Genomic DNA, 12,277 nt, shown 5'->3' with positions numbered 1-12,277 from the left:
AGGCGGACCACATCCCAATCTAGGGTAATCCACATTTTTACGCTAAGATGACGGCATTTTTTGGCAAACCCGGACTCGCTGAAGCGCATGCACCCCTTCCTCTCCCTCCATCGCCGCAGCACCCGCGCCGCTGACGCAACCCAGGCGGTCAGCATCGGCAATTTCGATGGGGTGCATCGCGGCCATCAGGCACTGCTGGGGGCCATGCGGGAAAGTGGGCTACCCACTGCAGTGCTCACCTTCGAGCCCCTACCCCGAGAGTTTTTTCGATGTGCGGACGCGCCACCACGCCTCAGCAGCCTGCGCGAGAAGGTAGTAGCACTCCGCCAAAACGGGGTACAGAGCATCACTTGCCTGCCTTTTAATCAGGCGCTGGCCAACCTGTCTGCTGAGAATTTCATTACTCAGATACTGGTCAAACAATTGCGCTGCGGGCTACTGAGCGTCGGTCACGACTTCCGCTTTGGGGCGGGACGGCTGGGTGATCTGGACATGCTCCTCCGCTTCGGGCAACAGTATGGCTTTTCGGTGAAAGAGCAGCCCCCCTTTCTGCTCGACGGCAAACGGGTGAGCAGCACCGGCATCCGCGCTTTTTTACAGACCGGAAACTTGGCACAGGCGGCGGCTTGGCTGGGACGTCCCTATGCCCTCTGTGGACGGGTCGTGCATGGCGATCATCTGGGCCGTGAACTGGGCTTTCCGACTGCCAATATCTCCCTGAATCGCCGCCCGGTGCCGGTCAAAGGTATCTTTGCCGGACGGCTGTTGAGTCCGAAAGGAAACTGGATCGCCGCCATCAGCATCGGTCTGCGCCCCACCGTCGGCAGCAAGCAGATGGTACTGGAGGCCCACTGTCTGGATGCGGACAGCCCCGATCTCTATGGACAGGAGGTTTCTGTAGAGCTGCACCACAAGCTGCGGGACGAAGAGAAATATGTGGATCTCGACACCCTCAAGGCCGCCATCGACAATGACGTCGTGAACACCCGAAGCTTTTTCGCCGAACATCCCCAGGACTTTGAATAATCATGGACTACAAGCAAACCCTTAACCTTCCTAAAACCGACTTTCCCATGCAGGGAAAATTGCCGGAGCGTGAACCCGCGACCCTGGCCCGCTGGCAGGAGCATGAGCTATACGGAGCGCTGCAAAAGGCGCGTGCTGAAAGCCCCACGTTCATCCTGCATGATGGCCCACCCTACGCCAACGGCAAGATTCATATCGGCCATGCGGTCAACAAGGTGCTCAAGGACATCATCAACAAAAGCAAGCTGAGCGAAGGCTTCCGGGTGCCGTATGTGCCGGGCTGGGACTGCCACGGACTGCCTATTGAGATCCAGGTGGAAAAGGAACTGGGACGTCCCGGCGAAAAGGTCACGGCCCAAGCCTTCCGCAATGCCTGCCGTGCTTATGCCGAAGGCCAGATTGCCGGGCAACGCCAGGATTTCGAGCGCCTCGGTATTATCGGGGACTGGGAGAAACCCTACCTGACCATGCACTTCCAGGCCGAAGCCAACATCTTGCGGGAACTCGGTCGCCTGACGGTGAGCGGCCAGGTGGTACGCGGTGCCAAGCCGGTACACTGGTGTGTGGACTGCGGCAGCGCCCTGGCAGAGGCGGAAGTGGAATATCAGGATCGCAGCGATCCTTCTATCGACGTCGCCTTCGTCGTCGCCGACGCCGCCGACCTGAGCCAACGCCTTGGCCTCGCTGAACCTGCAGAGGCCAGCGTGGCGATCTGGACGACCACGCCGTGGACCCTGCCCGCCAATCAGGCGGTAGCCGTGCACCCCGAATATACCTACGTATTGCTGCGCTCCGGCAACCGGCATCTGATCCTCGCCGCGGCACTGGCAGAAAGCGCCCTCGCCCGCTATGGTCACCCGGAAGCAGAAGTACTGGCCGAGTTCGCCGGTGTGGTGCTGGAGGGCCTCCGCCTCAAACACCCCTTCCTGGATCGGGAAGTGCCGGTCATCCTCGGTCAGCATGTAACCCTGGAGGCAGGCACCGGCTGCGTGCATACTGCCCCCGCCCATGGTGTGGATGACTATGAAGCGGCCCGGCACTATCACCTGCCGGTGGACAGCCCCCTGCTCGGCAACGGCCGCTTCAAAGATGATCTGCCCCTGAGTCTGGGGGGTATCACCGTGCAGGAAGCCAATGAACGGGTACCTGAACTCCTGCGCGAGCGCAGTGCCCTGCTCCATTTTGAGAAAATCCGTCACAGCTACCCCCATTGCTGGCGCCACAAGACCCCCCTGCTCTTCCGCGCCACACCCCAGTGGTTCATCAGCATGAGCGCCAACGGTCTGCGCGAAAAGGCCATCGCTGCTATCGACGCCACCCGGTGGATTCCCGACTGGGGCGAAGACCGCATCGCCGGTATGGTCAACCAGCGTCCGGACTGGTGCATCTCCCGGCAACGGGCCTGGGGCGTGCCCGTCGCAATCTTCTCCTGTGCCCAGTGCGGCGAACCCCTGCGCGACGCCGACACCTTCGAGCGTATCGCCCAGGCGGTGGATACGGACGGGGTCGATGCCTGGTTCAACCAGCCGGACAGCGATTTTCTGCCTGCGGATGCCCGCTGCAGCGGCTGCGACCACGATCACTTCCACAAAGTCACGGACATTCTCGACGTCTGGTTCGACTCCGGCTGCACCCACGCCTTTGTACTGGAGCAGAGGCCGGAGTTGCACAGTCCGGCCGATCTTTATCTGGAAGGCTCCGATCAGCATCGCGGCTGGTTCCAGTCTTCCCTGCTGGAGTCCGTCGCCAGCCGCGGGCGGGCACCCTACAAAGCGGGGCTTACCCACGGCTTCACCGTCGATGGCGAAGGCCGGAAGATGAGCAAGTCCGTGGGCAACGTCATTGCCCCGCAGGCAATCATCGACCGCTACGGCGCGGACATCCTGCGGCTCTGGGTGGCCTCGGAGGACTACCGCAGCGAGATCCCCATCTCCGACACCATCCTCAAGCAACTGGGCGACAGCTACCGGCGCATCCGTAATACGGCCCGCTATATGCTGGGCAACACCCACGACTTTAATCCGGCCACGGATGCCCTGCCCACGGCAGATCTGTTGGACATGGACCGCTGGATGCTGGCCCGTACCGCGCTCCTGCAGGAGGAAATTCGCGCTGCCTATAGCGAGTATCAATTCCTCCGCGTCCAGCAGCGCCTGCATCACTTCTGCTCAGTGGATCTGGGCGGGCTCTATCTGGATGTGCTCAAAGATCGCCTCTACACCACGCCAGCCGCCTCGCGGGCGCGACGTTCGGCGCAGACGGTACTCTGGCAGATGCTCGAAGCCATGGTGGTGTGGATGGCCCCCATCCTGAGCTTCACCGCTGAAGACATCTGGAACGAGATGGGCAATCGCCCGTCCCCCAGCGTGTTTTTTGCGCAATATCCGAAAATTATACTGCCTGCTGATAGTGAAGCACTGGATGTACGTTGGGAGCGGCTCAGTCAGTTGCGGGACGCCGTCAATGCCACGCTGGAACCCCTGCGTCAGGAAAAAAAGATCGGCTCCGGCCTGGATGCCGAAATCGCCCTTTACGCCAACAGCGACTGGCATGAGTTTCTGGTGCCATTCGGTGAGGAACTGCGCTTTTTCCTGCTGAGTTCCGCGTGCGCCCTGCACCCCTATGGGGAACGCCCGGAAGGATGCAGCGATATCCTCCCCGGCATCGCCATACAGGTCCGGCCCAGTGATGCCCAAAAGTGCGCGCGCTGCTGGCATCGTCGCCCGGACATGGGGCATCACCCCGAGCATCCGGATATTTGCGACCGCTGTGTCGAAAACCTCACCTTACCCGGCGAAACACGGGAGTTCTGCTGATGCTGCGTTATTTATGGTTATCGCTCGGGGTCATCCTGCTGGATCAGGGCGTCAAGCTCTGGCTGAGCCACATCTGGCGGGTGGGGCAGGGTATTGTCGTCATTCCAGGTCTGCTCAATTTCCGCCTGATCCACAATACCGGCGCCGCCTTCAGCTTCCTGGCGGGGGCTGGCGGCTGGCAACGCTGGCTACTCATCGGCATCGCCCTGCTCGTGGTCGTGGTTATCGTCGCCATCCTGCGACGGCTCAAGCCCGGCTCCACCTGGACCGCCATATCCCTTGCGCTGATTCTCGGCGGTGCGGTCGGCAACCTGATTGACCGCATCCGTCTCGGCTATGTGGTCGATTTTATTGGCGCCCACTGGGGTAGCCTCTACTGGCCCTACTTCAACATCGCCGACAGCGCCATTTCCATCGGTGCCGTGATACTGGTCCTCGATGCTTTCCGGCGTCATTGATGTAAAACGGCGGCGGGACCTGGGGGCTTTTTGCGACGAAGACCAAAGTAGCAAAAGCCGCCCTGCTAATAGACGAATCCCCGCTGCGGCCCCGCTACAACGGAGCCTTGTCGCTAAAACGTGACAGATTTCCCCCGTCCGGCCCGCAGGAAAAGACCTGTCCCCTAATTTTAATGGCGTATTTTTTTGGCATGACTATTGCTGTTAGCTCTCATATTCATCAGAGCAAAGCAATGGAGACTGACATGGACAGCACCGCGAATCTTCTGGCCGCCTTACGCCGGGTACGCAGCTTCCCCAGCTACGCATCTTTTATGGCGGGTCACGAGCGACAGCGCATCAAACGGGAGTTACAAAAGCGCTTGCTGCGCCTGCGTCAACAGCGTCAAAGCCGTAATCTCACCCACCTTGTCGCAAAGCAGCAACAGGCTGCCACTGGTTTGTTGCACGCCATTTTTCACTGATCGCCACCGGAACGACCCAACCGTCGCGCGCTGCCCACTCATGCACCGTATAGGGTAAACCGGCATCAACGCCGGTAAACCAGTCCTACCCGTGCCTGATCCCGGGGCTTGATGATAATTTCGTCAATATTCACATGGGCAGGCCGCGTTACCGCCCAGAGGACGGCGTCAGCAATATCCGTGGCTACCAGAGGCTCCATACCGGCATAGACGCTGGCGGCCCGCTCTGCATCTCCATCGAAGCGCACCAGGCTGAACTCCGTCTCCACCAAGCCTGGATCAATTTTTGTCACCCGCAACGGCTGACCCAGCCACTCCACACGCATGGTCTCCGTAATCGCTTTTACGGCATGTTTACAGGCGGTATAACCACCTCCACCGGCATAGGTTTCGTGGGCGGCGACACTTCCGATATTCACCACATGACCGACCCCGGAAGAAGCTTTCAGCAGATGGGGATAGAGCGCTTTACTCATACGCGCGAGGCCGAGGACATTGCTCTGCCACATCTCTTGCCAATGGGATTCGTTCAAGTCTGCGATAGATTCCAGCCCTAGCGCGCCACCCGCATTATTGACCAGCACATCGACACCAGCCGGCAACCGGGCAGCAAATGTAGCTATACTGGCCGCATCGGTTACGTCCAGAGGAATGGCCACCCCCTCCAACTCTGCGGCCAGGGCCTGCAAACGTTCCAGCCGCCGTGCCCCGAGAACCACCAGATATCCTTGTGCCGCTAATACCCGCGCCGTGGCGGCACCAATACCCGAGGAGGCGCCTGTCACCACGGCACAGCGCTGCTGAGCAGTCATACCCAGTCCTCCGGCTCGTTGCCCGGCCGCCACTTGATACTGCAACCAATGCTGGGCAGCACTTTGGCCGAAGGCTCGGCACCCGCCAACATCGCGGCTATGGCTGCAGACAGGTCTTCGCCGGTCACCGGCAGATCGTTCTTGGGGCGACTCGCATCGAATTGACCGTGATAAAACAGTTTGCCTGCCGCATCAAAAAGGAAAAGATCAGGCGTGCACACCGCATTAAAAGCCTTGGCCACCCTTTGTTCGGCATCAAATAAATAAGGGAAATGATAACCGGCGCGCAGGGCCTCGGCAGGCATTTTTTCCGGCGCGTCATCTGGATAAGTCAGGGCATCGTTGCTGTTGATGCCCACCACCTGCACACCCTGCTGCTGCCATTGCCTCGCCAACGCGCCCAAACGTTTGCTGATGTGGACCACATAGGGACAGTGATTACAGATAAAAAGTACCAGCAAGGGCTTGCCCTGTGCCTGGGTGCTACACCACTGTCCCGCCTGGCCACCGATGGGCAGACAGAATTCGGGCATTGCACCGCCAACCGGCAAATCTTTTGCGGTCATAGCCATAAGGAGTCTCCTTTCAAATCATCATGATGGATAAGAATAAAACGGGGCGTCCTCCCCGTCTGCTATAATCAAGCCGGTGCCGGCTGCTGTCCCCCATGGACGGGATGGACGACGATCTCCAGATGCCAACGCCCGCCGCCTTGCAGACGCAGGCAGCGCTGATGATGCTGCAACAGGCTGGAGCGGTGGCCCACACTGATGATGGCGGTTTCCGGCAACTCCTCGACGAGCGTATGGTAGAGCGCATCCTCTGCCGGTTCATCCAGTGCCGAACTGGCTTCATCCAAAAACACCCATTGTGGCTTCTGTAACAGAATGCGGGCAAAGGCCAGTCGCTGCTGCTCACCCAGGGACAATACATGGGACCACAAACGGGCGTCCTCCAGTTTGTCGGCTAGCGCCTCCATGCCGATCAGATGGAGCACCTGCTGCAGCCGGGCATCACTGATCCCTGGCACCCCGAAGGGATACACCAGCACATCACGCAAAGTGCCCAGGGGCAGATACGGCTTCTGCGGCAGGAAGAGCGGACGGTCGCTCCGCGGTATCTCCACCACCCCTTCACCAAAGGGCCAAATGCCGGCCAAAGCCCGCACCAGCGTGCTTTTGCCCCCACCAGACGGGCCCATGATCAGCAAGTGCTCCCCGCGGCGCACATCCAGATCCAGGTGATGAATCAATTCCCGGCCATCGGGCAGGCGCACATTGAGGCCTTTCACGATGAGCCGCGGACCATCCTTGCGCTCAATCTGGTAATGGGTTTCCCGGATAACGCGGACCTCATCCATCGATTGTTCGAAAAAACGCAGACGATCGACGACGGCGTGCCAGCTGGCCAGACTGCCATAACTGCTGACAATAAAAGACAGCGCCCCCTGCACCTGGGCAAAAGCCGAGGCAATCTGCTGCAAGCCACCGATGCCAATGGCTTTATTGACAAAATAGGCAGGCATGCTCACCAGGATCGGGAAAATGATGGCCACCTGGCCATAGCCGGACACCCACCAATTGAGACGCATGGATCGCCAGATAATCCGCCAATAGTTGGCATAGACGTTAGCAAATCGCTGCAGAAAGTGGTGGCGCTCCTCAGTCTCGCCGCCATACAGCGCGATACTCTCACTGTTTTCACGCAGGCGCATCATGCTGAAACGGAAATCCGCCTGATAACGCTCCTGGTTAAAGTTCAGACTGATGAGTGGCCGCCCGATAAGGGCCGTCAGAATGGTGCCGAATACGGAATAAATGAGCGCCGCCCAGACCAGATAGCCGGGGATTGTATAGAGGCTGCCCTGCCAGGGAATGGTAATCATGGCCGACAAATCCCAGAGCATGAACACAAAGGCAGCGAGGGTCGTGACAGAACTGAGCAGACCAATCACAATATTGAGTGTCTGCCCGGTGAAACTGGCCAAATCCTCGCTGATACGCTGATCCGGGTTGTCGGTGCCATCGCCCAGCACCTGCATGTGATAGAAGGTACTTTTGGCCAGCCAGGCATCCAGATAATGCTTCGTCAGCCAACGTCGCCAGTGAATCTCCAGCATCTGGGTAAAAAAGGTCTGGGAAACCGCCGCGACGATGTACAGAGTGGCCAATCCCAGAAAAATCAGCATCTGGTGCCAGGCGGCATTCACTGCAAAGTGCTGCAGGGCATTCCAGAACACCGCATACCACTCGGTAATGCGGTAAGAAATAAAGACCATGAACAGATTGAGGAGGATGATGAAGGCAAAGACCCCACGCGCCATCCAGCGCTCCTCGGAGTGCCACCAGTAGGGTTTGGTCATCCGCCACAGGTCACGGAAGAATGCCCCGTTAAACTGCTTCATGCACGATCTCCAAAGAAGTCCCGCTCAGCATCCACACACATTCCTCATTTGCCGAATCCAAGTCGGCGCAAATATTGCTGATCTTCGGGTAATGGTCATAACCCATAAAGCCCGTGAGAATAGCATGGCTCAAACCAAAAACCATTCCCGCCGCCACTTCAAGGGGCCTGGTTTCTGAGGCGAGGCCGGCGTTCAGCGGCGCGGTGGCCCCCATCACGCTGCAACAGAAGGATTAGGCCGGTGTCGCCTGGGAGGCGCCACAAAATGCCTGGCGACGATGCTGCAGCGCGGGCAGATTACTGCGGCAACGCTGCAAAAATTCCATGTCAACCTGGGCTAGAGCGACGCCTTCGCCCTGGTCCATGCGGGCCAGCACCTGACCCCAGGGATCGATTATCATACTACCGCCAAAGGTCTGGCGGCCGTTCTGGTGCAAACCACCCTGATCCGCAGCGAGCACATAGGCCTGGTTCTCGATGGCACGGGCCCGCAGCAAACACTCCCAGTGCGCGGCGCCCGTCTGTTGGGTAAAGGCACTAGGGACGACCAGTAATTCAGCCCCCGCGTAACAGCGGTATAACTCCGGGAAACGCAGGTCATAGCAGATAGAGAGGCCAACCTGGCCCCAGGGCGTGGTCACGGCCACCGGGGTGCTGCCGGGGGCAATGGTGCGGGACTCGCGGTAACTTTCGCCGCCCGCCAGATCGACGTCAAAGAGGTGTATCTTGTCATAACGCGCCAGGCATCGGCCGGCGGGGTCAAAAACCAGACAGGCGGCATAGCTGCGCCCGTCAGGCGCGGCCAGGGGGATACTGCCCCCTATCAACCACAGGCCCAGGCGCTGTGCCTGCATTGCCATCCAGGATTGGATCGGGCCGTCGCCATCCACCTCCATAATGGCCAGCTTGGCTTTTTCGTCACGCCCCATGAGGGCAAAATTTTCGGGTAAGAGCGCCAGTTGCGCCCCCCCCGCAGACGCCTGCGCCAGCAGAGACCCGGCACGGGCGAGATTATCCGCCAGCACGTCCGACGACACCATCTGTACTACGGCAACCTGAGCATTCATCGTTTTAGCCCCCTTTGGCCGTGGCCGCTGCATGCACCGGACGCACCGCCGGATGCGCCCAGGGTCCGTCCACCTGATAACGCCATTCTAGCACCTTGCCCGATTTCCCAAAGATGGCAGGGCCGAGTATGGGGAAATGCCCGAGAAGCAAGTCAAAACTCTGCAAGGGATAAACCTGCAACCCCATACGCACGGCTTGGTGCGCCAAGTCGACGGCGCCGACCCCCTTCATTTCGAGCGCGCTGGATTCAAGGAGCAGATTGCGGGTATGGGCAACACCATCCTGCACCTGGAAATCGGCAAAAAGCTTGGAAAAGAACAAGCCACTACCGTAGAGCGGGCGATAATCAAAGGTGAGAACATCTTCAAACAACGTCGTAGGATTCAGAAAGATGAGCCAGGAAATATCCGTACCCAGTTTTCTGAGACGACCATTCCACAACTTGGTTTGTATGGTTCCGCTGAGATGCGCGGCAGAGAAATCCCAGGGCGCACCTGGCCAGGACAGCTTTCCTGCATAATCGGCGCGGCCATAGTCCAGGGTATCCATACCGATGTCCTGCAGAACAGGGGCAATATTGTTGCTGCGGATATTTCCCTGAAAGGTCGACTGACCCACCCCGGCACCCTGCCATGACCCTTTAAAATCCCATTGACTGCCTGCCCAGTCGCCTTTGAGCATAGAAATGTTCCAGCCGGCCGCCGATCGCGCCGCATCCAACAGCACATCATGCGCCTTGTGGCCATGCCAATCGAGTTGCGCGATCTGGGTATGCAGCGTCAGCGGGCTGCCTGCGGCCCCTTGCCGTATTTGCGAAAGGACGGGGGCGGAAGATACAGCGGATACCGGTGCAGCAACACTTAATTTTTGGATGTCCAGACGGAGTTGGGCGGAAGCCGTGGGCTGCGGCGCACGCGCATAGTGTATGACGCCGGCTAACCGGGGGCTGGCACATTGCAGATGCAGCTTCTTTGCCGCCACCTGGCCGCGGATCTGCACATCCGGCCAATCCTGTTGCAGAAAACGCAGGTGCCGCCAATGCAGGTCAAAGCGGATTCCCGGCCACGTCTTACGGTCTTCTTCACCTGTCAGCATGTTCAGCCACGCTCCTACGGAGAGGCTATCGCCACTGCCCTGAAGGAAAAACCCAGTACTGGGCAGTGGCGGAGGGATTTCTCCACCCAAACGTGCGGCGCCAGCCTCCCATCGCCAGACGGATTCCTCCCGTTGCCAAGCCAGGACGGCAGACCCCAGGGGTAGCTTGAAATTGACTTGCAAACGGTGAGCCACATTGCCATGACTTTGCACGGTCAGGTTTCCACCCTTGCCTGATGCCCAATTCAAGGGCGCAGGTAAAGCACTACGACTTTGGCGCAGGTCGGCATCGCCCTTAAAATGCAGCTCGTTGTTCAACAGCGTACCGCTACCCTGATACGGGACGGCGCCACTGAAAGCCGTGCGCCAGCGTTCCGGCATCGGCAGATCAGTCGCCTGGAGTTCACCCTGCAGCGAAAAACGCAGGCGCGGCGCGGTCTCCAGTTGACTAACCTGCAGGCTCGCCTGCACGGGACCACCGGCAAAAACGCCTTTCAGCTCGCCAACCTGAATCTTATCCCGCTGAAAATAAACCGGCCCCTGCATACTCGTAGCCTGCCAGCCGCCCCACCCGACCCCCGCGTGGCGGAGATCGATCCGGCCATCTACCTGGCTCTTCTCAGTCCCGAAAGGGATGTTGAGGGCTAATTGTAATTGCCCCTGCCCCGTCAGACGCAGGGGCATATTCGCCACGGCCTTGCCCTCCAATACTGGTGTTTCCCGCAAAAAAGGCAGCAATTTATCCAGCGGGATCGGCGTCTTCAAAGTTACCTGCAGCGGCGAGGTATGCGGTGCGAAGAGATGGTTGAGAGCGATGCTTGCGGACGCCACTGGCACCCCGAAAATATCACCCCGACGACTCTGGACAGAAAGGCGATCTCCCGCCCAGAGGAGTTGCGCGTTCACTTGCGTCGCTATTGGCCAGCGCGGGGCATAATGCAGGGTCACATGGCGAAAATTCGCCCGCAGCGAAAAATGCTCGCCCGGCGCCTGGCGGGGCAGGTGATTCCATGGTCCCTGCCACTGCAGATCAGCATGCTGCAGGGACCCCGCCTGAAAGGCCTGAAGTAACCACTGGCGCAGGGCAGGGCTAATACCGCTCTGCGGTACGAAATCCGCCATCGCCGTCACCGGCATGTCGTCAAGCTGAGCCTTCAGACGCAGTTCCTGGCCCTGCACCGCCAGGCTGGCCTGCAGGTGACCTGGCCCCTGAAACACGATCGGATTGGCTTGAATCGACCAGTCGGTACCCGCCTTCCGGGCGACAACCCGTGCCGATACTTCTTGCAGGTGCAGCGGCGCTGCAAAGCGTTGTGGCCAGTCCAGGGTGAACTGCCGGCTCGCCAGATGGAATTGCAGGGCTTCCGGGTGAAGGACGATGTCGCCGCTAAGGCCCTGCACGCCAAACCAGTCTCCATGCGGCGAAACACCGATGTCATGAAGCCCTGCCTGAAGCTCCCAGGTGGCGGGCTGGTGTCCCACGCTGTGCGAGCGGAAGTGCAGGTCGCGCAAGCTGCCCTGCCACTGTTGCCGAGGTATCCAACGGAGTTGCACGGGGAGGGCCATCTCCGGCACGTTCTGGAGAAGTGCGGCGGGAAGCAGCGGCGTTTCTACCTGCCATTGCAGGCGATGGCGCCAGTTGAGCCCCAAGCGCGCTGCCAAAGGTTGTGCAGCAAGCCCCGTCAAATCAGCAAGCTGCAATGTCCCGGTGGAACCCGTTCCATTCCAGCCCAGATGGCCATGGATTTGCGCCCATTGCTTACCGTCCACCCCGGCGTCATGCACGGCAAACTGCCCGGTAACTGTGCGCGGCAAGCCATAACGCCATTGCAGGCGCCCGCTGCCGCTCACGCTGCCGCCCAACACCGGCAAGTGCGGATCCGCGAGATGAAACCAAGGCAGCGGCAACGATTGCAACACCCAGTTACCGCTGCCAGAGGAGCGCCCCGGACGGGTAAAGACGCCGCGCGCCGCTCCTGAATAGCGCAACAGACCTTGAGGTGACCAGCGCACCTGCACCTGCATCTGCGGACGCAAGCCACCGCTGCTCTGCCACTGCACACGCAGCGGAATGGGGGCGGCCTGCGGCTGGGATCGCCATTGTACGGTCAGATGCTGTACATCCACATGCGCCC

At 59.8% G+C, this 12,277-nt stretch carries 10 protein-coding genes; 4 read left to right on the top strand and 6 right to left on the bottom strand.

What is annotated here, in order from left to right; translation table 11 throughout:
* Positions 1-60: 60 nt before the first annotated feature.
* The 4 genes from Q0C48_RS01840 to Q0C48_RS01825 all read left to right on the top strand — a co-directional run bounded on the left by Q0C48_RS01840 (position 61) and on the right by Q0C48_RS01825 (position 4,764).
* Entirely contained in the window at positions 61-1,026 is a 966-nt protein-coding gene (locus Q0C48_RS01840; RefSeq protein ID WP_291520979.1) for a bifunctional riboflavin kinase/FAD synthetase, read from the top strand.
* Positions 1,027-1,028: 2 nt separating this feature from the next.
* Entirely contained in the window at positions 1,029-3,842 is a 2,814-nt protein-coding gene (ileS, locus tag Q0C48_RS01835) for an isoleucine--tRNA ligase (RefSeq protein WP_291520977.1), read from the top strand.
* Complete coding sequence (gene lspA / locus Q0C48_RS01830; protein WP_291520975.1) at positions 3,842-4,300, top strand: signal peptidase II; 459 nt, start codon at positions 3,842-3,844, stop codon at positions 4,298-4,300. The genes ileS and lspA overlap by 1 nt, the downstream gene beginning before the upstream one ends.
* A gap of 245 nt (positions 4,301-4,545) precedes the next feature.
* Positions 4,546-4,764, top strand: coding sequence for a hypothetical protein (locus Q0C48_RS01825; RefSeq protein ID WP_291520973.1), 219 nt, complete (start codon positions 4,546-4,548; stop codon positions 4,762-4,764).
* Positions 4,765-4,829: 65 nt separating this feature from the next.
* Here the strand turns inward: Q0C48_RS01825 and Q0C48_RS01820 are convergent, their stop codons facing one another.
* The 6 genes from Q0C48_RS01820 to Q0C48_RS01795 all read right to left on the bottom strand — a co-directional run.
* The gene (locus Q0C48_RS01820; RefSeq protein ID WP_291520971.1) at positions 4,830-5,576 is read right to left on the bottom strand and encodes an SDR family NAD(P)-dependent oxidoreductase; all 747 of its coding nucleotides are present in this window, start codon (positions 5,574-5,576) and stop codon (positions 4,830-4,832) included.
* A complete protein-coding gene (locus Q0C48_RS01815; RefSeq protein ID WP_291520969.1) occupies positions 5,573-6,148 on the bottom strand; it encodes a thioredoxin family protein in 576 nt (191 codons plus the stop codon). The genes Q0C48_RS01820 and Q0C48_RS01815 overlap by 4 nt, the downstream gene beginning before the upstream one ends.
* 68 nt (positions 6,149-6,216) lie before the next feature.
* Positions 6,217-7,980, bottom strand: a complete 1,764-nt coding sequence (locus tag Q0C48_RS01810) for an ABC transporter ATP-binding protein/permease (RefSeq protein ID WP_291520966.1) — start codon at positions 7,978-7,980, stop codon at positions 6,217-6,219.
* On the bottom strand, positions 7,967-8,194 hold the full coding sequence (locus Q0C48_RS01805; protein ID WP_291520964.1) for a hypothetical protein: 228 nt from the start codon (positions 8,192-8,194) through the stop codon (positions 7,967-7,969). Before Q0C48_RS01805 ends, Q0C48_RS01810 begins: the two co-directional genes overlap by 14 nt.
* Positions 8,195-8,212: 18 nt before the next feature.
* Positions 8,213-9,046 carry a carbon-nitrogen hydrolase family protein gene (locus tag Q0C48_RS01800; RefSeq protein ID WP_291520962.1) on the bottom strand — a complete coding sequence of 278 codons (834 nt, stop codon included), beginning with the start codon at positions 9,044-9,046 and terminating at the stop codon, positions 8,213-8,215.
* A gap of 4 nt (positions 9,047-9,050) precedes the next feature.
* The coding region (locus Q0C48_RS01795) for an AsmA-like C-terminal domain-containing protein (protein ID WP_291520960.1) at positions 9,051-12,277 on the bottom strand (3,227 nt) is incomplete at its 5' end.

The sequence above is a fragment of the Acidithiobacillus sp. genome, from assembly GCF_023255755.1.
Taxonomy (GTDB): domain Bacteria; phylum Pseudomonadota; class Gammaproteobacteria; order Acidithiobacillales; family Acidithiobacillaceae; genus Acidithiobacillus.
The sequence above is the reverse complement of the archived record's forward strand: the minus strand, read 5'-3'. Positions and strand labels throughout refer to the sequence as shown.